We start from the raw sequence: 22,146 nt of genomic DNA, 5'->3' as shown, positions 1-22,146 counted from the left end.
GCATGCGGCCGTTCTGGATTGGCTTGCTGGTAGCCCTGCCGGTGGCCGCGTGCGCGCACTCGCCCGCACCCACGTCGTCGCCAACCCCGTCGACCCATGCCCGTGCCGTCAACCCCGTCAACCCCGCCAACATCAAAAGGATTAGTCGCGAGCTGCCACCGGGCTACGAGGTGACAAGTGCCATTCCGGGCGGAGTCTCGCCGCGGGTGGTCTGGGGTCCTGCACCAAATGCACAGGCGAAACCGGCTGAGTGCGCCACACTTGCCGATCCAGGCGACGGAATTGGCCAATCCGCCCAAGGAGTGTCCGGCTCGGGCTCGGGGGGAGTGGTCAACGCTGTCGTGGTGGCCGTGCCCGTAACGCTCGACCGCAACGTGGTCGCACGCTGTGGGCAGTGGACCATGTCCGATGGGCACACTACCGCCAACGTCGGTCTGATCGACGCGCCGCATATCGATGGCGCCGACACCGTTGGCATGGTGGCCAACATTCGCAGGGCCGTCGAGTCAGGCGCCCAAATCGATTCGCGGACATACACATTCATCGCCTACCTAGGCGACTACTACGCATTCACCGCGTTGACCACCGACCCCGGTTCAATGCTGCCGCCGCTGCCGCCGCAGTTTGCCGCTGATCTGCTGGTCAAAACGGTGTCGACGTTACGCAACTGAGCCCCCGCGTTGGGTAGGGTGGCGACGGTGTTCAAGGTGGTGCTCGCGATGGCGTCAGCGTGCTTGCTGGTCGGCTGTTCGCCGGGCGCCGAGTCCTCGCAACCCGCCAAAACCGATATCGCCAAGGTTGCCGAGGTGAAGTCGAGCTTCGGACCCGAGTTCAAAATCACCGAAGTCACGCTCAGGGCCATCGATCCCGCGTTCTTCTCCTCCCGGAAGTTGCCCGAGGGGTTGAGCTTCGATCCGGCGAAGTGCGCGAAGATTGCCGCCGGGCCGGAGATGCCAGCGGGAATTCAGGGCAACATGGCCGCTGTTTCCGCGGAGGGCAATGGCAACCGGTTCGTCGTGATCGCGGTGGAGACGTCCCGGCCGCTGGCGGTCAACGACCCGGGGCAAGACTGCAAGAAGGTGGCATTCACCGGTGGGCGACTACGCGGCGCCATGGAGGTGGTCGATGCCCCGAAGATTGACGGGACGCAGACGCTGGGTATCCACCGCGTGCTACAGACGGTCGTTGGCGGGTCCGCGCGCACCGGCGAGCTCTACGACTACTCCGCGCACTTCGGTGACTACCAGGTGATCGTCATCGCCAATCCGCTGGTGATTCCGGACCAGCCGCTGGCCAAAGTCGACACGCAACGTGCCCGCGACTTGCTCGTCACGGCGACGGCCGCGATCTGTGCCTAACGCACGTCGCGCGGTCGGAATTGGATGCTGACGCGCGGCCCTGCGAACGCGGATGTCTTGGGGACGGAGTGCTCCCAGGTGCGTTGACACGATCCGCCCATCACCAGCAGATCGCCGTGCGCCAGTGGCAGCCGCAACGATGGGCCGCCGCCGCGCCGGCGCATCGCGAAAGTGCGCGTGGCGCCGAGGCTGACGATCGCCACCATGGTGTCTTCTGAGCTGCCACGGCCGATGGTATCGCCATGCCAGGCGACGCTGTCCGAGCCGTTGCGGTAACAGCACAGCCCGACGGTGGTGAACGGCTCGCCCAGTTCGCCGCCGTAGATGTCGTTGAGCCGCCGGCGCAGCCGCGCGAGTTGCGGATGCGGCGGGTCTTGGACGGTCAGGTCGTGAAAACTCACCAGGCGGGGGACGTCGACCACGCGGTCGTACATCTGGCGGCGCTCGGCTCGCCACGGCACCTTGTCTAGCAGCGCCTCCAGCAGGTCCTGGCCATCGGTCAACCAGCCCGCGCGGAAGTCGATAAAGGCGCCATCACCGAGTTGCCTGCGCTCGCTGTGTTGGAATAGCGAGCCCTGTACCGCGATCGCCACGACCACGAGTCTATCGCACACTAGTTCGATGATCCGGTGTGTGACGCGACCGCAGGCTACGTTTGACCTGTGGGTGTCGAGTTGGGTTCGGATTCCGAGGTCGGAACGCTACGAGTCGCGATCCTGCACCGCCCAGGCGCAGAGCTAGGCCGACTCAACCCGCGTAACAATGACCAACTGCTGTTCGACGGTCTGCCCTGGGTGGCGCGAGCGCAGGACGAGCACGACGAGTTCGCCGAGCTGCTGCGTTCGCGCGGTGTGGAAGTGCTGCTGCTGTCGGACCTGCTGACCGAGGCGCTGTATCACAGCGGGGCGGCTCGAATGCAAGGGGTTGCCTCCGCCGTCGATGCGCGCCGGTTGGGAATGCCGTTGGCGCAAGAGCTTTCGGCGCACCTGCGCAGCCTCGATCCGGCAAGGCTGGCTCATGTGTTGACGGCCGGCATGACCTTCAACGAGCTTCCGCCGGACACTCGGACCGCTGTGTCGTTGGTGCTTCGGATGCACCACGGGGCGGATTTCGTCATCGAGCCATTGCCGAACCTGGTGTTCACCCGAGACTCGTCAATCTGGATAGGGCCGCGGGTGGTGATTCCTTCGCTGGCGCTGCGGGCGCGGGTTCGCGAGGCGTCGTTGACCGACCTCATCTATGCCCATCACCCGCGGTTCACCGGTGTGCGGCGTGCCTACGAATCGCGCACCGCTCCCGTCGAGGGTGGGGACGTGCTGTTGCTCGCCCCGGGTGTGGTCGCGGTCGGAGTGGGGGAGCGGACCACCCCGGCCGGTGCGGAAGCATTGGCGCGCAGCCTTTTTGACGATGATCTTGCCGACACCGTGCTCGCCGTGCCGATCGCGCAGAAGCGCGCGCAAATGCATCTGGATACGGTGCTGACGATGGTCGATACCGACACGGTGGTGATGTACGCCAACATCGTCGACACGCTCTCGGCGTTCACGATTCAGCGCACGGCCGATGGTGTGACCATCAGCGACGCGGCGCCCTTTCTGGAAGCGGCGGCCCAGGCGATGGGGATCGACAAGTTGCGCGTGATCCACACCGGGTTGGACCCCGTCGTCGCCGAACGCGAGCAATGGGACGACGGCAACAACACCTTGGCGTTGGCCCCCGGTGTCGTCGTTGCCTATGAACGCAACGTGCAGACCAACGCCCGCCTGCAGGACGCGGGCATCGAAGTGCTCACCATCGCCGGCTCCGAATTGGGAACGGGCCGTGGCGGGCCCCGCTGCATGTGCTGTCCAGCCGCCCGTGATCCACTCAGTTAGAACCGCGAGCAGACGCAAAGGCCCCCAAATTCGGCTCGTTCTAGGGGCTTTTGCGTCTGCTCGGCACTAGCGCCAGCTGGGCAGCCAGATCTCCATGTCCCAGGTCTGCTGTGAGATTGGCAGACCAGTGAGCACCGGGAACAGCCACGCGAAATTCGTCACCACGAGAGCGACGTAACAGCACACGGTGATCAGACCCAAGGTGCGCCGCTCCCTACCTTGGCCAGGGTGGTAGAGGATATCGCCGAGAATCAGCGCGAGCGCCATCACCAGGAACGGCCCCATGGTCGCCGCGTAGAAGAAGTACATCTGCCGGTCAATGTCGGCGAACCACGGCAGCCAGCCAGCGCAATAACCAACCAAGACAGCCGCGTATCGCCAGTCCCGGCGAACAAACATGCGCCACGACGCGTACAGCAATACCGGCACCGCCAGCCACCACATGGCCGGGGTCCCAACCAGCATCACCGCCTTGACGCATGACTGGGGGCCGCAGCCGGGAACGTTTTGCTGGTCGATGGCATACAGCACCGGCCGCAGCGACATTGGCCAGCTCCACGGCTTGGATTCCCAGGGGTGGTAGTTGCCCGCGGAATTCGTCAGGCTCGCATGGAAGTGGAAGGCCTTGGCGGTGTAGTACCACAGCGAGCGAATGGCATCGGGCAGCGGGACCACGCTGTTGGGGCCGATTGTCTGGCCCACCTGATGCCGGTCGATCGCGGTCTCGGAGGCGAACCACCCCGCATAGGTGGCCAGGTAGACCGCGAAGGGAATCAGCGCCAATGCATACCCAGTGGGCACCACATCACGCCTGAGCGTCCCCAGCCAGGGCCGGGGCACCTGGTACTGGCGGCGCGCCGCCACGTCAAACGCCAGCGACATCGCAGCGAAGAACGCCACGAAGTACAGGCCGGACCACTTTGTCCCACAAGCCAATCCGAGCAACACTCCGGCACCGAACCGCCACCAACGCACACCCAGCCGCGGTCCCCACACCGTATCGGCGGTACGGTTCTCCACCGCAGCGACGTGCATCCGTTGCCGAACTTGATCGCGGTCAACGATCAGCGCGCCAAACGCAGCTATTACGAAGAACGTCAGGAATCCATCCAGCAGCGCGGTTCGCGCGGTGACAAAGCTGACGCCGTCGCAGATGAGCAGCAATCCCGCGATCGCGCCGACCAAGGTTGACCGGCTGACCCTCCTGACGATCCGTGTCACCAATGCCACCAGGACCACCCCCAGCACCGCGCCGGTGAATCGCCAGCCGAAGCCGTTGTAACCAAAGATGGCCTCGCCCATCGCGATCAGTTGCTTACCGACCGGTGGGTGAACGACCAGTCCGAACCCCGGGTTGTCTTCTACCCAGTGGTTATTGAGCACCTGCCACGCCTGCGGCGCGTAATGCTTCTCGTCGAAGATGGGGGTGCCGGCATCGGTCGGCGAGCCCAGGTTCAGGAACCGGGTCACCGTCGCGAGCAAGGTGATCACCGCGGTAACGAGCCAGCCCCGCAGCCGGTCTACCGGCCCGAAATCGGCGATCGGCAGCGTCGGCCCAGGGCTGACGACGGGTATCGCACTTTGCTCGACGGAGTCCTCGTTAAAGACGGAGCTTTCGGCAGGCGGGGCGGACATCGGTGTCGATCGTAGGCTGTCCGTCATGACCGCTGGCCGCCTATTGCTCGGTGCGACTCCATTGGGCCAGCCGTCGGACGCGTCGCCACGGCTGATCGACGCGCTGACGAGTGCCGACGTGGTGGCGGCCGAGGACACCCGGCGGGTGCGAAATCTGGCCAAGGCGCTTGACATCCAGATTGGCGGACGGGTGATCAGCCTGTTCGACCGGGTTGAAGCGTCGCGCGCGGCCGCCGTGGTCGCCGCGATCAGTGCCGGTGCGACCGTGCTCGTGGTCAGCGACGCCGGGATGCCGGCGATCAGCGACCCCGGCTACCGCCTGGTCGCGGCGTGCATCGAGGCCGGCTTGCCGGTGCAGTGCCTGCCCGGGCCGTCCGCCGTGACCACCGCCTTGGTGTTATCCGGTCTGCCGGCGGAGAAGTTCTGCTTCGAGGGCTTTGCCCCACGTAAGAGCTCGGCGCGCCGAGCCTGGCTGGCATCGTTGGCCGACGAGCAACGCACCTGCGTGTTCTTCGAATCACCCCGCCGGCTAGCCGCCTGCCTGCGAGATGCGGTGCAGCAGCTCGGGGGTGCGCGTCGGGCCGCGATCTGCCGGGAGCTGACCAAGGTGCACGAAGAAGTGGTGCGCGGCTCGCTGGGCGAGTTGGCGATCTGGGCGGACCGCGGCGTGCTCGGCGAGATCACCGTCGTTTTGGCCGGCGCGACCCCGCAACCCGACGTGGCGTCCCTGGTCGACGAGGTGGAGCGCCTCGTCGCCGCGGGCGTTCGCGTCAAGGACGCCTGCAGCGAGGTGGCTGCGGCGCACGCGGGGGTGCGCTCGCGCCAGCTCTACGACGCGGTACTCCAAACACGCCGAGATTCCGGCGAGTTGGAAGGATCGTAGGTGCGCGTCAGCTCAAGGCGTGCAGATCGGGGTATTTGGCAAGCAAACCACCGGATGCGGAATCACCGCCAGCGGTGACGGTGCGGATGGCAGCGCCGGCAGCGGGGGCGGCCCCGGCAGGGCCGGCAGACCGCCGGGTAGCGCCGGCAGCCCACCCGGGACACCAGCCCCGGCCAACAGTGCTGGCAGCGCGGCGGCCAGTGCCGCCGGATCCGTCGGTATACCCGGCGGGAGCGCCGGCAGGCCTGCAGCCGCTAGACCTGGCAGCGCGGCCGCCAGTGCTGCCGGATCCGCGGGTATCCCGGCCGCAGCCATCATTGCTGGCAGCGCGCTGGCCAGCGCCGCGGGGTCGAGCCCCGGTAGGGCCGGCAGACCGGCCGGCAGACTTGGCAACCCCAGCGCCTGGATGGCCGGCAGGACCGCCGCCAGCTGCGGCAGGCTGCCGGTCGCCAGTGCCAATACGTCCTGCGGTGACATTCCCGGCAGGCTCGGCAAGCCGATACCGGGCAGAGCGGCCGCGGCCATCCCTACCAGATCCTGCGGTGCCACGCCCGGCAGGCTCGGCAAGCCAATGCTGGGCAGGCTACCCGAGGCCACCAGCCCGACCAGGCTCGCGGGTGACAAGCCCGGGATGGCCGGCAGTCCGGGCAAGGTCAGCGTCGGCAGAGCCTCCGCCGCTGCGGGCAGCAGCATCGAACTCACCGTGTTCACTGCGCCGGTCACGGCGTTGTTGGCGGCCGGCAGGATGCCGGAGTTCTGCAGGGCGTTATAGGCAAGCACGACGTAAGTGATGCTCAACGCGGTCGCATTCACCAAGCCGACGACGCTGTTTCCGACGCCGAGGACGCCGTTGACGACGGCAGTGGCCGCGTTCACCCCTTGGGGGACTTGGGCCAAGCCGGTCACGTCGGGCACGCCGGGGATGCCGATCCCGGGGATGGTGAGGCCTGGTATGCCGAGGTTGGGTACCGCCGGCAGCCCTGCGTCCGGCAGGGCAGCCGCCGGGGGCGGCAACGCGGGGACTGCCGCGTTGGCCGCGTTGGGTCCGCCGGGCAACAGGCCGCCCGGCCCCCCTGGATTTGCTACCCCGGGTACCACGCGGGCGACCGCCGGCTCTGGTCGCGGCGGTGGTCCTGCCACCATCGCATGGGGTGGCTCGACGACCGCAGGTGCCGCGGTTGCGCCTGCGGCGGGTCCTGGCTGTCCCGTCGGCTGCGGCATCAATACCGACGCCAGCTTGTCGCATTGCTGGCCTGCGCTGCACGTCTCTTCGCCTGGAGTGTGCATCTGCTGCATCTGCCCGGTTAGCGTCAATGGCGCAACCGCCAGCGATGCGCCTACCGCGGCCGCGGCCGCGACGCCAACGACGGCGACTCTCATGAAAGACCCCTCTCAGATTCGACGCGCGATTCACACGGGTCGATCCAAGGAGCTTATGCCGACCCGGTCGCTCGTGGGGGCGTTACGGCCAAATTCGGCCGCATCCCGAGCCGGCGCAAGTTTGCTGATCAAACCACCCGCGGGGCGTTCAGCGCGGCCGGCAACCCCACCACCGGGGCGGCCTTGTGCAGGCATTCCTGCCATTCGGCATCCGGATCGGAGTCGGCGGTGATGCCGCCGCCCACGCCCAGCACGGCATTGCCGGCCGCGTCGAACTCGACCGTGCGGATGGCGACATTGAGTTCGCATCCGGCGACCGGTGACGCCAAACCGACTGTGCCGCAATATATCCCGCGCCTGTGCTGTTCCCATCGCGAAATTAGTTGGCGGGCACGAAGTTTGGGTGTTCCAGTGACCGAGGCCGGAGGGAACGCGGCATCCAGCAGGGCGGAGTTCGGCAACTCGACTGGAACCCGCGCCGACACCGTGGACACCAGGTGCCACACCCCGGGCGCACGCCGTACCACCAACAGCTCGGGCACCGTGACGGAGCCCGTAGTCGCCACGCGGCCAAGGTCATTGCGGACCAAATCCACGATCATGATGTTTTCGGCGACCTCTTTGGGCGAAGCCCGCAGCGCCGATGGCCAGGCCTGCAAAGGCAGGGTGCCTTTGATCGGGCTGGACGCCACGAGCTCACCGTGGCGCCGCAGGAAAAGCTCGGGAGACAGCGACGCCACCGCACCCCAATCGCCGGCGACGAAGGCCGCCCTGGCCGGAGCGGTACGGGCCACTGCGTCGATAAAGAAGTCCAGCGGTGAGCCGCTGACGGTCCCGGCGAATTGGGTGCACACACACGCCTGGTAGACCTCGCCGCCGGCGATCGCCTCCAGGCACGCCAGCACACCGTCGCGGTGTGCTGGCCGGTCTGCGGCCTCCCAATCAATTCGGCACGCGGGTGCCGATCGGGTGGCCGGCGCCGGGGTCGCTCCCAGCGTGCCGACCAGCCAGTCCGGCATGGCCGCACCTGACAGGCTCTCGTACCACCACTGCCCGGCGCGGTCGCGGCGCAACACGCAGTCGGTCCAGCCGCCGGCGGCTTCGGGAATTCTGCTGGGCCGCCCGTCCGCGCCGGGGTCCGGGTAGGACAGATAGCCGACCCAACCGCCGCCCACGGCGCCAGTTTCGAGTGCTACCCAGCGGCCGGGCTCGACTGGTCCGGCGAACGCGTCGTAGAAGTTCACTGGTCGCACCGCCACACTCGGCGCTATCACCGCCAGCGCACCAAACCATTCACCAGTCAGCGCGGCCGGCGGCGCCAGATCGAGTCGACTGGTGGCATAGCCGACCGCGCGCAGCACCGCAGCTGCGTCACCCAGATCACCAAGCCGGTCGACCCGCACCGCCCTAGCTTGACAGAACGGTGGACTTTCGCACGCCAGGGACCGGGTTAGCCGCGGCTGATCGCCCGTGCGGTGGCCAGGGCCGCCAGCTTGTCGGGATTGCGCATCACGTAGAAGTTGGTGATCTTGTCGTCGGCAATCTCCAACGTGATCACCCCCTCGAGGCTTTCGCCGAGATAGAGCAATATCGCCGGAGCGCTGTTGCAGGTCACTAACTCCACGTGCAGCTGCGGTCCAGCCTTTCGCATCAGCCCGGCAATGGCTCTGGCCACCCGCTCGGCGCCGACCACCGGCCGCCGCGCCGCGCTCACCTTGCCGCCACTGTCGGCCATCCAGGTGGCGTCGGGGGCCAGCATTGCCATCAGTGCTTCCACGTCACCGCTGGCGGCTGTGGCCAAGAACTGCGCGGTGATCTCCGCGTTGCGCTGCGGGTCAACGTCGCTAAATCGCTTGCGGCGCGCGCGTACGTGTTCGCGTGCCCGGTGTGCAATCTGTCGCACGGTTGGGGCCGGTTTGCCCACCGCGTCCGCGATCTCGACGTAGTCGAAACCGAACACTTCGCGCAGCACGAACACCGCCCGCTCGTCGGGGCTCAGAGTTTCCAGCAGCACCAGCATCGCCATCGAAACCGATTCCGCCAGAACCACATCGGCGGACGGGTCCTGGTCGTCGAGGAGCAGCGGCTCGGGCAGCCACGGCCCCACATACTCCTCGCGACGACGGCTGCCGGCCCGCAACGCGTTCAGCGCCTGCCGGGTAACCAGCTGGGCCAGGTAGGACTTGGTGTCATACACGGTCGACAGGTCGACCGCAGCCCACCGCAAATAGCTGTCCTGCAACACGTCGTCGGATTCGGTTGCCGAGCCCAGGATTTCGTAGGCGATGGTGAACAGCAACGGCCGCAGCAGGGTAAACCGTTCGGCGTGCTCTTCTGACGCTGACGTCATGGGAGCGCGACCCGCTGGTCGGTGGGCAGCTGCGCGGGCCGCTTGCCGCCCTTGAGCCAGAAGTAGGTGCCGGGCTTGGCGGCCTCGCGCCGGATCGACCACACGGTGCCCCTGCAGATCGCTTCCTTGATAGAGGCGGCGCTGCGGCCGCCGACAACCACGTTCACCGGGGTGTCGTCGGAGCGCGAGAGCTGAACGGTGCCATGCGAGCGGCCCAGGCTGATGCACTGCCCGACGAACGCCTGGCTCAGTGGCGCGGGGATGTCCCCGGCGATGCGGCTGAGCACCGTGTTTGCGGCCTGGGCCCCGAGTGGACCGGCCGCTTGGCAGCTCATGCGCAACGGCTGGCCCGACGGCGCGACCGCGTCACCAGCGGCGACGACACGGTCGTCGTCGAGGCTGGTCAATGATTCGTCGGTGAGCACCCGGCCCTCCGCATCGGTGCGAAGCCCGCTGCGGGTAGCCAGATCGGGCACGCCGAATCCCGCCGTCCACACCGTGACCGCGCTGGGCAGCACTGCGCCGTCGGCGAGCACTACCGCGTTCCACTGCACCTGGCGAACCGCCACGGCTTCGAGTAGCTCGACGCCGAGCTTGCGCAGTTGCTTGCGCACCGAACGCCGACCCCGTTCGCTCAGCGACGGCCCCAGGATGCCGCCGCAGACCAGCGTGACCCGGCGTCCCTGCTCGGCGAGCTCGGACGCGGCTTCGATGCCGGTCAAGCCGCCGCCGACCACGGTGACCGGAGCATCGAAGTGCAGATCCGCCAGGGCGTAGCGCAGCCGCGTTGCCCCTTCCAGATCGGCGACGGAATAGGCGAATTCGGCCGCGCCCGGCACCGCCGGCAGCGCCCCGGTGCTGCCCACCGCGTAGATCAGGTAGTCGTAGGTCAACTCCGCACCCGAGGCCAGCAGCAACTTCCGGTCGCCGGTGTCGATGCGGTCGACGGTGTCCACGACCAGCCGGATGCCGTCGCCGAGCAGCGTGCCGTAATCGACGGTGGCGGTGCCGGAGCCCGCGGCCAACTGGTGCAGGCGGATCCGTTCGACGAAGACGGGACGTGAGTTCACCAGAGTGATGTCGACGTCGGCACGTAGGCGCAGGTGGTTGGCGGCCACGGTGCCGGCGTAGCCCCCGCCGATAACGACGACGTGGCTCTTTCGGACAGGCAGCTCGGTCATGGTTTTCTCCTGTTCGTGCGAAGGTGACGTCCTTCAGACACCACGGACCGGCCAGGCGTGACAATACGGCCGCGACTTGTGAGCTGTCTCACTATGGCGACGGGCATTTGGCGGTGGGTTCCGGTGCGTTTCGGCGCGCTCACGGGACGGCTTCGCAGAAGGCCCGCATGCTACCCTCGTCTCGCTAATGTCGCGTCCGTTGACTGGGTTAGTCGCCGTTATTTGGGCACGTCGCCCATATCGGAAACGTTGCATACATCGGAGGTCCCAGTTGCCGCGCAGCCTTGAGGGTGCCGAAACCTCGGCTGCCGCACCAACTTTGATGCGACATGTCCGTCAGCGTACGCAAGGATACTTGGTGTCGCGCTGGATGCCGATGCCGTTCCTCGCTGACCGCGTGCCGCTGACGCCCGGCGCAATCAAGCTCTAGCAGAGAATGGTTCGAACAATTAGGAAACAAGTACTTGTTGTTGTCGCGACGGCGACCCTGGTGCTGGGTGGGCCGCTCAGTGGATGCGGCAGTAACCAGGACCACACCAGTCCGTTGACGGCGATGGTGAGTCCGGCGATACCGTCGAGCGCGCAGGAAATCCCGAATCCGCTGCGCGGCCAGTACGAAGACCTGATGCAACCGCTGTTCCCACAGGGCGCAACCGTGCAGCAGCGTTATCCGGCCTGGCCCGCCTCGTACGACGCCAGCTTGCGTGTCTCGTGGCGGCAATTGCAGCCCACCGATCCGCACACCCTGCCCCCCGACGCTCCTGATGATCGCAAGTACGACTTCAGCGCGATCGACGATGCACTGTCCAAGCTCGGCGAACGGGGCATGCGGTTGACGCTTGGGGTCTACGCCTACAACTCCTGCTGCAACGCGTCGTATCCGAACAACACCAACATCGCGATTCCCGATTGGGAGCGCGCGATTCCCGGCACTAACACCGCCTACCCCGGGCCCGCAAGCGGCTCCGCAGCCGGGGTGACGCAGGTGGTGCCGAACTTTAATGACCCGACGTATCTGAACGATTTTTCGCAGCTGCTGGCCGCACTGGGCCGCCGCTACGACGGCGACGAGCGGCTCAGCGTCTTCGAGTTCGCCGGGTATGGCGACTTCAACGAAAACCACCTCGCTTATCTGCGCGACGCGCTGGGCGCACCGGGACCCGGGCCCGACGAAAGCGAGAAGGCCCTGGGGTATTACAGCCAATTCAGCGACCAAACCATCACCGCCGCATCCATCCGGCAACTGGTCGCGGCCAATGTCGGCGCGTTCCCGCACACGCAATTGGTGGTCGCTCCCAACAATCCCGAAATCGTGCGCGGGTTGCTCGCCGATGAGGTGACGAAGCGGCTCACCGCGCCCGTTGGCGTGCGCTCGGATTGCCTGGGTGTCTCCGCGCCGCTACCGAACTGGGCCGAGTCGAACAGTTCCCGTTACGTCCAGACCAGAGACCCACTCGTCGCCGCGCTTCGGCAACGGCTCGCAACAGCGCCGGTGATCACCGAATGGTGCAAACTGCCCGGCGGAACCACGCCGCAGGCGTATTACGAGAAGGGCCTGCACGACGTCATTAGGTATCACGTGTCAATGACGTCGAGCATCAACTTCCCGGACCAGGCCGCGATGTCTCCGATGGATTCCAAGTTATATGTGCTGTGGGCCCAAGCCAACGCCGTCGCCGGCTATCGGTACTCGGTGGAAGCGCGTCCTGGGTCGCAGGCGCTGCAGGACAAGGTGGCGACGATATCCGTCGCGTGGACCAACTACGGCGCGGCCGCGGCTACCGAGAAGTGGGTGCCCGGTTACCGGTTGGTCGACTTCACCGGACAGGTGATTCGGACGCTGCCCGCCACCGTGGACCTGAAAGCTTTGGTCGCCGATTCGGGAGATCGCAGCAGTGACCAGCCGACACCGGCATCTGCTACCGAGACGGTCCGTGTTGATCTCAAGGGCTTGCAGCCGGGCCACTACACGCTTCGGGCCGCGATCGACTGGCAACAACACAAGCCGAACGGTTCACATGTGGTGAACTATCCGCCAATGCAACTGGCCCGCGATGGCCGCGACGATTCCGGCTTCTATCCGATTGCAACGCTTGATGTTCCGCGCGATCCCCAGACCGCAGCCAACAGCCAATGACCAGACATGGAGCTATTCACCCCTGATAGCGGGGGAACACACCCGTCGGCGGCGGCAGCACCGTGCCCGGAGCCAGCCGTACGCCTAGAGCGCTGAACGATCGCTGGTCTTCGGACTGGCCGAGCAGGTCCAGCAGCTTGGCGGCTGAGTCCGGCATCACGGGCTGGACCAGCACCGCCGCGACACGGACCGCCTCACACGTGGTGTAGAGAACGGTACGGAACCTGGCCTGGTCCGCCTCGGCCTCGCTCTTACGCAGCACCCACGGCTGCTGCGCGGAGAAATACTTGTTCGCGTCGCCGAGCATCAGCCAGATCGCCTCGAGGGCCAGGTGCATCGCCTGAGCGTCGAAGTTCGCGCGCACTCGCTCCAGCAAGCCGTCGGCCGTCGTCAGCAGCTCGGTGTCGGCCTCGGTGAACTCTGTCGGTTCGGGCACCACGCCGCCCAGGTTCTTGGCCACCATCGACAGTGAGCGCTGCGCCAGGTTGCCCAGCTCGTTGGCCAGGTCGGTGTTGGTCCGAGTGATGATCGCCTCGTCGCTATAGCTACCGTCCTGGCCGAAGGGAACCTCACGCAACAGGAAGTAGCGCACCTGGTCCGCACCGAATGTCTGCACCAGCGCAACCGGGTCGACGATGTTGCCCAGCGACTTGCTCATCTTCTCGCCGCGATGATGCAAGAACCCGTGCGCGAAAACCCTTCGCGGCAGCTCGATTCCCGCCGACATCAAAAACGCCGGCCAGTAGACGGCATGAAACCTGATGATGTCCTTGCCGATCATGTGCAAATCGGCGGGCCAATAGCGGCGGAAGAGCTCCGAATCGGTATCGGGGAAGCCGGCTCCGGTCAGGTAGTTGGTCAGCGCATCGACCCAGACGTACATCACATGGTCGGGATGCTCGGGCACCTGCACTCCCCAGTCGAACGAGGTGCGAGAGATCGACAGATCGTCTAAGCCGCCGGAGACAAAGCTGATCACCTCGTTGCGCCGCGTTTCGGGCGCGATGAAATCGGGGTTGGCGTGGTAGTGGGCCAGCAGCTTGTCGGCATACGACGAAAGCCGGAAGAAGTAGGTTTGCTCCTCGGTCCAGGTCACCGGGGTGCCGGTTTCGATCGCGATTCTGGTGCCGTCCGGCAGAAGTTGGGTCTCGGATTCGACGAAGAAGCGCTCGTCGCGCACCGAGTACCACCCGGCGTAGTTGTCCAGGTAGATGTCGCCGGCCGCCGACATCCGCCGCCAGATGTCCTTGGATGCCTCGTGGTGGTCGGCATCGGTCGTTCGGATGAACCGGTCGAAGGAGATGTTCAGCGCCTCCTGCATGCGCTGAAACACGTCCGAATTGCGCCGGGCATGCTCCGCGGTCGGCACGCCCGCGGCCGCGGCGGCCTGTGCGACCTTCAGGCCGTGCTCGTCGGTCCCGGTCAGGAAGCGCACGTCGAAGCCGTCGAGCCGTTTGAACCGGGCGATCGCGTCGGTGGCGATGTATTCGTAGGCGTGACCCACGTGCGGCGCCGCGTTCGGATACGCGATCGCGGTGGTGACGTAATAGGGCTTCATCGGGACTCCACCCTATTGTGTGCGGGTGAGTTCTAAGCGCCCAGCCAGACAAGAACCGCCTCCGGCGCCCGAGCCCTTGGCTCCGTTGATCGACGCCCATACCCACCTCGACGCATGTGGTGCCCGCAACGCCGAAGACGTGACTGCCATCGTTGAGCGCGCCGCGGCGGTCGGTGTGGTCGCGGTGGTCACCATTGCCGACGATCTGGATTCGGCGCGCTGGGTAACCCGGGCCGCCGACTGGGATCCGCGCGTGTACGCTGCGGTGGCGCTGCACCCGACTCGCGCCGACGCGCTCACCGACGCCGCCCGCGCCGAGATCGAGGAGTTGGTGGCCCATCCGCGGGTGGTGGCCGTCGGCGAGACCGGCCTGGATATGTACTGGCCGGGTCGACTTGGCGGCTGTGCACAGCCCGACGTGCAGCGAGAGGCCTTCGCCTGGCACATCGACCTTGCGAAGCGGGCCCGGAAACCGCTGATGATTCATAACCGGGAGGCCGACCGTGAGGTGCTTGACGTGCTGCGGGCCGAGGGCGCGCCGGACGCCGTGATCTTTCACTGCTTCTCGTCGGACACTGCGATGGCACGCGAGTGCGTGGCCGCCGGATGGTCGCTCAGCCTGTCGGGGACGGTGAGTTTCCGGAACGCGCGCGACCTACGGGAAGCCGTTCCGCTGATACCGATGGAGCAGCTGTTGGTCGAAACCGATGCACCTTTTTTGACCCCGCACCCCTACCGCGGCGCAGCGAACGAATCCTATTGCCTGCCTTACACCGTGCGAGCCCTGGCTGACCTGCTACATCGTCGGCCTGAGGAATTGGCGCAAGCCACCACGAGCAATGCTCGTCGGGTGTATGGACTGGAATGCGAGGTAGCCGATCGCATATAGCAGCCTCGCGTCGGAGTTGCCGAACATTGGCCGGTTCGTTACCGTCTTGTGATCGAACGGGTGGGCTCTATCTTCCGAAGGGCCCGTTTTGTCGTTTTCGGTTGCGAGGGTCGTTAAGTGTTACCTAGGTCGGGATAGCGCACATTGAATCTGCTTACAAAACTTCACCAAACCCAATCGCCAATATTGCGCCTCATGGTTGGCGCGCTGCTGCTGGCACTGGCGTGCGCCGGTGGTTACGCGGTCTCCTCGTTCAAGACGGTGACATTGACCGTCGACGGAACGGCGATGCGGGTGACGACGATGAAATCGCGGGTGATCGACATCGTCCAGGAGAACGGGTTCGCCGTCGGCGATCGCGATGATCTGTATCCCGCCGCTGATGTGGTGATCCATGACGCCGCCAATATCGTGCTGCGGCGCAGCCGGCCATTGGAGATCTCACTGGACGGCCACGATCCCAAGCAGGTGTGGACGACGGCGTCGACCGTCGACGAGGCGCTGGCCCAGCTCGCGATGACCGACACCGCCCCCGCCGCGGCTTCTCGTGGGAGCCGCGTTCCGCTGGCCGGCATGGCGCTGCCCGTCGTGTCCGCGAAAACCGTGCAAATCAACGATGCCGGCGTGGTGCGCACGGTGCACCTACCGGCGCCGAACGTCGCGGGGTTGTTGACCGCGGCCGGCACGCCGCTGCTGGACAGCGATCAGGTGATGCCCAGTGCGACGTCCCCGATCGTTGACGGTATGCAGATCCAGGTGACCCGTAACCGCATCGAGCGGGTCACCGAGCGGTTGCCGCTGCCGCCGAACGCCCGTCGCATCGAAGACCCCGAGATGAACATCAGCCGGGAAATCGTCGAAGATCCCGGTGCCCCAGGCACCCAGGACGTGACGTTCGCGGTGGCCAAGGTCAACGGCGTCGAGATCGGCCGGCTGCCCATCGCCAATGTGGTGGTGTCGCCGGCCCGCGAGGCTGTGGTACGGGTAGGCAGCAAGCCCGGCACCGAAGTGCCGCCGGTAAGCGACGGAGAGATCTGGGACGCCATCGCCGGTTGTGAGGCCGGCGGAAACTGGGCGATCAACACCGGCAACGGGTATTACGGCGGTGTGCAGTTCGATCAGGGCACGTGGGAGGCCAACGGTGGGCTGCGGTATGCCCCCCGCGCCGACCTGGCCACCCGCGAAGAGCAGATCGCGGTTGCCGAGGTGACGCGGCAGCGGCAGGGCTGGGGCGCCTGGCCGGTGTGCAGCGGCCGAGCGGGTGCGCGCTGACCATCCGGTTACTCGGGCGCACCGAGATCAGGAGGCTGGCCAAAGAGCTCGAGTTTCGGCCCCGGAAGTCGCTCGGTCAGAACTTTGTTCACGACGCCAACACCGTGCGACGGGTGGTTTCGGTCGCCGGGATCAGCCGGTCTGACCAAGTTCTCGAGGTCGGACCCGGCCTGGGGTCGCTCACGCTGGCGCTGCTGGACCGCGGCGCGACCGTCACGGCTGTCGAGATCGACCCCGTCTTGGCCGGTCGGCTGCCGCAGACGGTGGCCGAACACTCGAACAGCGAAATCCAGCGGCTGACGGTGCTCAATCGCGACATCCTGTCGGTTCGCAAGGACAACCTGGAGATGGGGCCGACAGGCCCGACAGCCTTGGTCGCCAATCTTCCGTACAACGTCGCAGTGCCCGCCTTGCTGCATCTGCTCGCCGAATTTCCGTCGATCCGTGTCGTGACGGTGATGGTGCAAGCCGAGGTTGCCGAGCGGCTTGCCGCGGAGCCGGGGGGCAAGGAATACGGGGTGCCCAGCGTCAAGGTGCGTTTCTTCGGACGGGTTCGTCGCTGCGGCACGGTGTCGCCGACTGTTTTCTGGCCTATTCCACGCGTCTACTCCGGGTTGGTCCGGATCGATCGGTACGAGGCTTCGCCGTGGCCCACCGACGAAACTTTCCGCGAGCGGGTGTTTGAGCTGGTCGACATAGCATTCGCGCAGCGGCGCAAGACATCGCGCAACGCATTCGCGGTGTGGGCCGGTTCGGGAAACGAGTCGGCGAACCGATTGCTGGCCGCCAGCATCGACCCGGCCCGTCGTGGCGAGACGCTGACCATCGACGACTTCGTCCGACTGTTGCGACGGTCGGCTGGCCAACCTGGCCAAGACGCGGTGCTGGGGCAGGCTTCGGCGGGCTAGGACGCTGCTGATTTAGTGGCCCGGGTTTCGGCGTGCCTGACCGGGTTTGGCGCGGGTGTGCCATGAGGATCGGTGGGTGGCGTTGGGATGTGAGAATCGGCAGGGCCGGTTCGATGACGCGATGCTTCTGGTGGGTGATCAGTTGCCCGAGGGCAGCATCTATCGGCTGTTGGCCGAGCACGGCGGCGCGCTGTTCGGCGATGACTATTTCGCCGACTTGTTCAAGGCCTCGACGCGGGGCCGCCCGACTGTGCCGGCGCGCGTGGTGGCCACGGTGATGCTGTTGCAGGCCTACGAGGGCTTGTCGGATCGGGAAGCGTGTGACCGGCTGGCTTTCGACTTGCGTTGGAAGGCCGCTGCCGGGTTGACAGTGGGGGCGGAGGCTTTTCACCCCACGGTGCTCGTTGGGATGCGCAACCGGCTGCGGAAGTCCGATCGGCCGCGGCGGTTGTTCGATGACGTCAATACCACCGCCCAAGCGGCCGGGTTGTTACGGGGACGGCGGCGGGTGTTGGATTCCACCCCGTTGTTTGATGCGGTGGCCACTCAGGACACGGTGATCCAGTTGCGGGCCGCGATCCGCAAAGTACTGTCCGTGGCTGACCGGGCCGATCCTGCGTTGGCGGGTGCGGTGCGGCAGGTGCTGACCCGCGACGATGACTACGCCAGCCTGGGGTAAGCCGCCGTGCGACTGGGACGACCCGAAAGCCCGAGAGTCGCTGGTGGATGCGCTGGCCCGCGATGCCCAGGCGGCGTTGGAGGTGCTGGATGGCCGCGAGTTGGACGGGCCGCTCGCCGAAGCCGCCCAGCTGCTGGGGTTGGTGGCCGGCCAAGACGTCGAGGCCGGCGAGGATGGGGTGTTTCGTATCGCCCGGCGGGTGGCCCGGGATCGGCTGATCTCCACCGTCGATGTCGAGGCCCGCCACGGGCACAAGTCACGGGCCCGTACCTTCGACGGTTACAAAAGTCACCTCAGTGTGGATCCGGATGAGGAGCTGATCACCAATGTGGCCATCACCGCGGCCAACACCGCCGATCGCGAGGTCATCGACGAGCTGCTGAACGAACCCGTCGCGGGCGCACCTGCCGATGCCGAATCGGACGATGACGATGACGACGGTAGCGACTCACAGAATGGTTCGGGGTCCAAAGGGTTTGAGGTGTATGGGGATTCGGCCTACGCCGGCGGGGCTACGCTGGATGAGCAGACCCAGCGGGGTCATGACATGCGCGCCAAAGTGCCTCCGGTGCGCAACGCCAACGGCTATTCCAAAGACCAGTTCAGGATTGATCTGGCCGGCCGCACCGTCACCTGCCCGGCTGATCACACCGTGAGCATCCGCGCTGGTGTGCGTCACCCCGTGGCGCGCTTCGGTGTGCTGTGTCAGTCGTGTCCGTTGCGGGCGGAGTGCACGAAGTCCCGTCGGGGGCGCGTGATCAGCATTCACCCGCGGGAAGCCGCGCTGCAGCACGCCAAAGCGGCGCCAACGAGATCCGGCCTGGCAGCAGGACTACCGGACCTATCGGCCGGTGGTGGAACGCAAGATCAGCCACTTCACCCACCGCCCCTGGGGTGGCCGAAGAGCCCGCTGCCGCGGACACAAACGCATCCTGACCGACATCCTGGCCCGAGCCGGCGCCATCAACCTCGCCCGACTGGCCGCCCTGGGCCTACACCACGGAGCCGCGGGCTGGGCGATTGCCTGACCCCACCACCGACCGACCATCCAAGGGGTCAATTTTCAGATGCCGTCACGGGTCAGAATTCGGACGCCGTCGACGCCAACCCACCAGGGGCCATTACATCAGCGGCGTCCTAGTCACCCATTGTTGGGCCGCCGCTTCGTGTGGTTCACCGGTTGCAGCGATAGTCTGCTGCCGTGTCGGTGGCTGGCAATGTCTGACGGAAGCACCGCTGTGCAATGGGTACCGACCGGGTCGGTTACCGTCCGGGTGCCCGGAAAGGTCAACCTCTACCTGGCCGTCGGTGATCGCCGCCGGGACGGCTATCACGAGCTGACGACGGTGTTTCATGCCGTCTCACTGGTCGACGAGGTGACGGTGCGCAACGCCGACGTGCTGTCGCTCGAGCTCGTCGGCGAGGGCGCCGACAAATTGCCCACCGATCACCGCAACCTCGCCTGGCGGGCGGCCGAACTGTTGGCCGAGCACGTGGGCCGGGCACCTGATGTGTCGATCATGATCAACAAGTCCATCCCCGTGGCCGGCGGGATGGGTGGCGGCAGTGCCGATGCGGCCGCCGTTCTGGTGGCGATGAACTCACTGTGGGAGCTCTCCTTGCCCCGCCGCGATCTGCGGATGCTTGCCGCGCGGCTGGGCAGCGATGTGCCGTTCGCCCTGCACGGGGGCACCGCGCTGGGGACTGGGCGCGGTGAGGAGCTGGCGACGGTCTTGTCCCGCAACACCTTCCACTGGGTGCTGGCCTTCGCGCAGAGCGGGCTACTGACCCCGGCGGTATTCGCCGAGCTCGACCGACTCAGGGATGCCGGGGATCCGCCACGGCTTGCTGAACCGGGGCCGGTGCTAGCCGCCCTGGCGGCGGGTGATCCGGAGCAGCTCGCGCCGCTGCTGGGCAACGAAATGCAGGCGGCAGCGGTCAGCCTGGACCCGGCGCTGCGGCGTGCGCTGCGCGCCGGTGTGGAGGCCGGCGCGCTGGCCGGCATCGTATCTGGCTCGGGCCCAACGTGTGCCTTCCTATGTTCCTCGGCGGCGTCGGCCATCGACGTGGGTGCGCAGCTGTCGGGGGCGGGCGTGTGCCGCACCGTCCGGGTCGCCACCGGGCCGATACCCGGAGCGCGCGTCGTGCCGTCGCCCATGACAGAAGCGTGACCTCGATGTGAAATCTGCCTCAAATCGTATGAGCGTTTGGCAGTTACTTAAGAGTTGCTTAAGATAACTCGCGGTGACGACCCAACATTGGGCCGTTGGCTCATCACCGAACCGAGACCTAACCGCTCCCCAACTGTATGCGCGCGCCTGTCGCAATGTGACATCCGACAGGCGGACTATGAAAACCCGGACCTTGGGGACAGTGCCGGAACCGAGGAGGTTGCCTTGAGCAGGTTCACCGAGAAGATGTTCCGCAACGCCCGCACCGCGACGACGGGCATGGTCACAGGTGAACCGCACGCGCCCGTCCGTCACACCTGGGGCGAGGTCCATGAGCGTGCTCGGTGCATCGCGGGCGGCCTGGCCGCGGCGGGTATCGGGCTCGGCGACGCGGTTGGCGTGCTGGCCGGCTTCCCGGTGGAGATCGCACCCACGGCGCAGGCCCTGTGGATGCGCGGGGCCAGCCTGACCATGTTGCACCAGCCCACACCGCGCACCGACCTGGCCGTGTGGGCCGAGGACACCATGACCGTCATCGGGATGATCGAGGCCAAGGCCGTCATTGTCTCCGAGCCCTTCCTGGCGGCCATCCCCGTCCTCGAGGAAAAGGGCATCAAGGTCCTCACCGTCGCTGACCTGCTGGCGTCGGACCCGGTCGACCCCATCGAGGTCGGCGAGGATGATCTGGCCCTCATGCAGCTCACGTCCGGGTCCACCGGGTCGCCGAAGGCGGTCCAGATCACGCACCGCAACATCTACTCCAACGCCGAGGCGATGTTCATCGGCGCCGAGTATGACGTCGACAAGGACGTCATGGTCAGCTGGCTGCCCTGCTTCCACGACATGGGCATGGTGGGCTTCCTCACCATCCCGATGTTCTTCGGTGCGGAGCTGGTCAAGGTCACGCCGATGGACTTCCTGCGCGACACGTTGTTGTGGGCCAAGCTCATCGACAAGTACAAGGGCACCATGACCGCGGCGCCCAACTTCGCCTACGCGCTGCTCGCCAAGCGGTTGCGTCGCCAGGCCAAGCCCGGCGACTTCGACCTTTCGACCCTGCGGTTTGCGCTGTCCGGTGCTGAGCCCGTCGAACCCGCCGACGTTGAGGACCTGCTCGATGCGGGCAAGCCGTTCGGCCTGAGGTCCTCGGCGATCCTGCCCGCCTACGGCATGGCCGAGACCACGCTGGCCGTGTCGTTCTCGAAGTGCAATTCCGGTCTCGTCGTCGACGAGGTCGACGCCGACCTGCTGGCCGCCCTGCGCCGGGCCGTTCCCGCCACCAAGGGCAACACCCGCCGGCTGGCCACGCTCGGTCCGCTGCTGCAAGACCTCGAAGCCCGCATCATCGACGAGCAGGGCGATGTCATGCCGGCCCGCGGCGTCGGCGTTATCGAGCTGCGCGGTGAGTCACTGACGCCGGGCTATCTCACCATGGGTGGCTTTATTCCGGCCCAGGACGAGCACGGCTGGTACGACACGGGTGACCTCGGCTACCTCACCGAGGAAGGCCACGTCGTGGTGTGTGGCCGCGTCAAGGACGTGATCATCATGGCCGGGCGCAATATCTATCCGACCGATATCGAGCGGGCGGCCGGCCGCGTCGACGGCGTCCGTCCCGGCTGCGCGGTGGCCGTGCGGCTCGATGCCGGACATTCGCGCGAATCCTTCGCCGTCGCTGTCGAGTCGAATGCCTTCGAGGATCCCGCCGAGGTTCGTCGCATCGAGCACCAGGTGGCCCACGAGGTGGTCAAGGAGGTTGACGTGCGGCCGCGCAACGTCGTGGTTCTGGGTCCCGGGACCATCCCGAAGACCCCGTCCGGCAAGCTGCGCCGCGCCAACTCCGTCACCCTGGTCACCTAGCGTTGGGCGAG

Annotated in this window: 17 protein-coding genes and 1 pseudogene; 11 read left to right on the top strand and 7 right to left on the bottom strand. The window is 66.5% G+C overall.

Going from position 1 to position 22,146, the window contains the following annotated elements:
* Positions 1 to 2: 2 nt before the first annotated feature.
* Both AADZ78_RS21795 and AADZ78_RS21790 read left to right on the top strand, forming a co-directional pair.
* The gene (locus tag AADZ78_RS21795) at positions 3 to 671 is read left to right on the top strand and encodes a DUF5642 family protein (protein ID WP_085253230.1); all 669 of its coding nucleotides are present in this window, start codon (positions 3 to 5) and stop codon (positions 669 to 671) included.
* A 27-nt stretch (positions 672 to 698) separates the two neighbouring features.
* Positions 699 to 1,358 carry a DUF5642 family protein gene (locus AADZ78_RS21790; RefSeq protein WP_085253256.1) on the top strand — a complete coding sequence of 220 codons (660 nt, stop codon included), beginning with the start codon at positions 699 to 701 and terminating at the stop codon, positions 1,356 to 1,358.
* Here the strand turns inward: AADZ78_RS21790 and AADZ78_RS21785 are convergent.
* Entirely contained in the window at positions 1,355 to 1,951 is a 597-nt protein-coding gene (locus AADZ78_RS21785) for an alpha-ketoglutarate-dependent dioxygenase AlkB (RefSeq protein WP_204801987.1), read from the bottom strand. The two genes, AADZ78_RS21790 and AADZ78_RS21785, sit on opposite strands and share 4 nt — an antisense overlap.
* A 69-nt stretch (positions 1,952 to 2,020) precedes the next feature.
* On the opposite strand from AADZ78_RS21785, the gene arcA reads away from it, so the two are divergent.
* A complete protein-coding gene (gene arcA, locus AADZ78_RS21780) occupies positions 2,021 to 3,232 on the top strand; it encodes an arginine deiminase (protein ID WP_085253228.1) in 1,212 nt (403 codons plus the stop codon).
* Positions 3,233 to 3,298: 66 nt separating this feature from the next.
* On the opposite strand, the gene AADZ78_RS21775 is transcribed toward arcA, so the two are convergent.
* Positions 3,299 to 4,867 carry a dolichyl-phosphate-mannose--protein mannosyltransferase gene (locus AADZ78_RS21775; protein WP_085253227.1) on the bottom strand — a complete coding sequence of 523 codons (1,569 nt, stop codon included), beginning with the start codon at positions 4,865 to 4,867 and terminating at the stop codon, positions 3,299 to 3,301.
* A 25-nt stretch (positions 4,868 to 4,892) separates the two neighbouring features.
* On the opposite strand from AADZ78_RS21775, the gene rsmI reads away from it, so the two are divergent.
* Entirely contained in the window at positions 4,893 to 5,750 is an 858-nt protein-coding gene (gene rsmI, locus AADZ78_RS21770; RefSeq protein ID WP_085253226.1) for a 16S rRNA (cytidine(1402)-2'-O)-methyltransferase, read from the top strand.
* 12 nt (positions 5,751 to 5,762) lie between these two features.
* On the opposite strand, the gene AADZ78_RS21765 is transcribed toward rsmI, so the two are convergent.
* From AADZ78_RS21765 to AADZ78_RS21750, 4 genes are all read right to left on the bottom strand, one after another.
* Positions 5,763 to 7,130, bottom strand: a complete 1,368-nt coding sequence (locus AADZ78_RS21765; protein ID WP_239656691.1) for a hypothetical protein — start codon at positions 7,128 to 7,130, stop codon at positions 5,763 to 5,765.
* 128 nt (positions 7,131 to 7,258) lie between these two features.
* Positions 7,259 to 8,533, bottom strand: coding sequence for an aminodeoxychorismate synthase component I (locus AADZ78_RS21760; protein ID WP_204903335.1), 1,275 nt, complete (start codon positions 8,531 to 8,533; stop codon positions 7,259 to 7,261).
* A 47-nt stretch (positions 8,534 to 8,580) separates the two neighbouring features.
* A complete protein-coding gene (locus AADZ78_RS21755) occupies positions 8,581 to 9,480 on the bottom strand; it encodes an RNA polymerase sigma-70 factor (protein ID WP_085253224.1) in 900 nt (299 codons plus the stop codon).
* Positions 9,477 to 10,661: an NAD(P)/FAD-dependent oxidoreductase gene (locus tag AADZ78_RS21750; RefSeq protein ID WP_085253223.1), complete on the bottom strand. Its 1,185-nt coding sequence runs from the start codon at positions 10,659 to 10,661 to the stop codon at positions 9,477 to 9,479. The genes AADZ78_RS21755 and AADZ78_RS21750 overlap by 4 nt, the downstream gene beginning before the upstream one ends.
* A gap of 436 nt (positions 10,662 to 11,097) precedes the next feature.
* Here AADZ78_RS21750 and AADZ78_RS21745 point away from each other — a divergent pair, with 436 nt between their 5' ends.
* On the top strand, positions 11,098 to 12,798 hold the full coding sequence (locus AADZ78_RS21745) for a hypothetical protein (RefSeq protein WP_085253222.1): 1,701 nt from the start codon (positions 11,098 to 11,100) through the stop codon (positions 12,796 to 12,798).
* A 16-nt stretch (positions 12,799 to 12,814) separates the two neighbouring features.
* Here AADZ78_RS21745 and metG read toward each other — a convergent pair whose 3' ends face one another.
* Complete coding sequence (gene metG, locus AADZ78_RS21740; RefSeq protein WP_085253221.1) at positions 12,815 to 14,356, bottom strand: methionine--tRNA ligase; 1,542 nt, start codon at positions 14,354 to 14,356, stop codon at positions 12,815 to 12,817.
* 19 nt (positions 14,357 to 14,375) lie between these two features.
* Between metG and AADZ78_RS21735 the strand changes: the two genes are divergently transcribed.
* The 6 genes and pseudogenes from AADZ78_RS21735 to AADZ78_RS21700 all read left to right on the top strand — a co-directional run bounded on the left by AADZ78_RS21735 (position 14,376) and on the right by AADZ78_RS21700 (position 22,135).
* Positions 14,376 to 15,245 carry a TatD family hydrolase gene (locus tag AADZ78_RS21735; protein ID WP_085253220.1) on the top strand — a complete coding sequence of 290 codons (870 nt, stop codon included), beginning with the start codon at positions 14,376 to 14,378 and terminating at the stop codon, positions 15,243 to 15,245.
* Between the two features lie 144 nt (positions 15,246 to 15,389).
* Positions 15,390 to 16,517 (top strand): resuscitation-promoting factor, encoded by a 1,128-nt coding sequence (locus tag AADZ78_RS21730; protein ID WP_204081211.1) that lies wholly within the window; start codon positions 15,390 to 15,392, stop codon positions 16,515 to 16,517.
* Positions 16,481 to 17,425: a 16S rRNA (adenine(1518)-N(6)/adenine(1519)-N(6))-dimethyltransferase RsmA gene (gene rsmA, locus AADZ78_RS21725; RefSeq protein WP_085253254.1), complete on the top strand. Its 945-nt coding sequence runs from the start codon at positions 16,481 to 16,483 to the stop codon at positions 17,423 to 17,425. Before AADZ78_RS21730 ends, rsmA begins: the two co-directional genes overlap by 37 nt.
* Before the next feature lie 76 nt (positions 17,426 to 17,501).
* Positions 17,502 to 19,132, top strand: a pseudogene (locus AADZ78_RS29260) (transposase).
* Between the two features lie 189 nt (positions 19,133 to 19,321).
* A complete protein-coding gene (locus tag AADZ78_RS21705; protein WP_085252736.1) occupies positions 19,322 to 20,275 on the top strand; it encodes a 4-(cytidine 5'-diphospho)-2-C-methyl-D-erythritol kinase in 954 nt (317 codons plus the stop codon).
* A 225-nt stretch (positions 20,276 to 20,500) separates the two neighbouring features.
* Positions 20,501 to 22,135, top strand: coding sequence for a fatty acyl-AMP ligase (locus AADZ78_RS21700; protein WP_085252734.1), 1,635 nt, complete (start codon positions 20,501 to 20,503; stop codon positions 22,133 to 22,135).
* Positions 22,136 to 22,146 lie beyond the last annotated feature (11 nt).

The sequence above is a fragment of the Mycobacterium riyadhense genome (assembly GCF_963853645.1).
Lineage (GTDB): Bacteria > Actinomycetota > Actinomycetes > Mycobacteriales > Mycobacteriaceae > Mycobacterium > Mycobacterium riyadhense.
This window is presented reverse-complemented; position numbering and strand designations above follow the sequence as displayed.

Excerpts from the sequence above, each read along its gene's own strand:
- AADZ78_RS21795 (WP_085253230.1), top strand. The coding sequence starts at position 3 with ATGCGGCCGTTCTGGATTGGCTTGCTGGTAGCCCTGCCGGTGGCCGCG.
- AADZ78_RS21775 (WP_085253227.1), bottom strand. The coding sequence starts at position 4,867 with ATGTCCGCCCCGCCTGCCGAAAGCTCCGTCTTTAACGAGGACTCCGTC.
- rsmI (WP_085253226.1), top strand. The coding sequence starts at position 4,893 with ATGACCGCTGGCCGCCTATTGCTCGGTGCGACTCCATTGGGCCAGCCG.
- AADZ78_RS21765 (WP_239656691.1), bottom strand. The coding sequence starts at position 7,130 with ATGAGAGTCGCCGTCGTTGGCGTCGCGGCCGCGGCCGCGGTAGGCGCA.
- AADZ78_RS21755 (WP_085253224.1), bottom strand. The coding sequence starts at position 9,480 with ATGACGTCAGCGTCAGAAGAGCACGCCGAACGGTTTACCCTGCTGCGG.
- AADZ78_RS21750 (WP_085253223.1), bottom strand. The coding sequence starts at position 10,661 with ATGACCGAGCTGCCTGTCCGAAAGAGCCACGTCGTCGTTATCGGCGGG.
- AADZ78_RS21745 (WP_085253222.1), top strand. The coding sequence starts at position 11,098 with ATGGTTCGAACAATTAGGAAACAAGTACTTGTTGTTGTCGCGACGGCG.
- metG (WP_085253221.1), bottom strand. The coding sequence starts at position 14,356 with ATGAAGCCCTATTACGTCACCACCGCGATCGCGTATCCGAACGCGGCG.
- AADZ78_RS21705 (WP_085252736.1), top strand. The coding sequence starts at position 19,322 with ATGTCTGACGGAAGCACCGCTGTGCAATGGGTACCGACCGGGTCGGTT.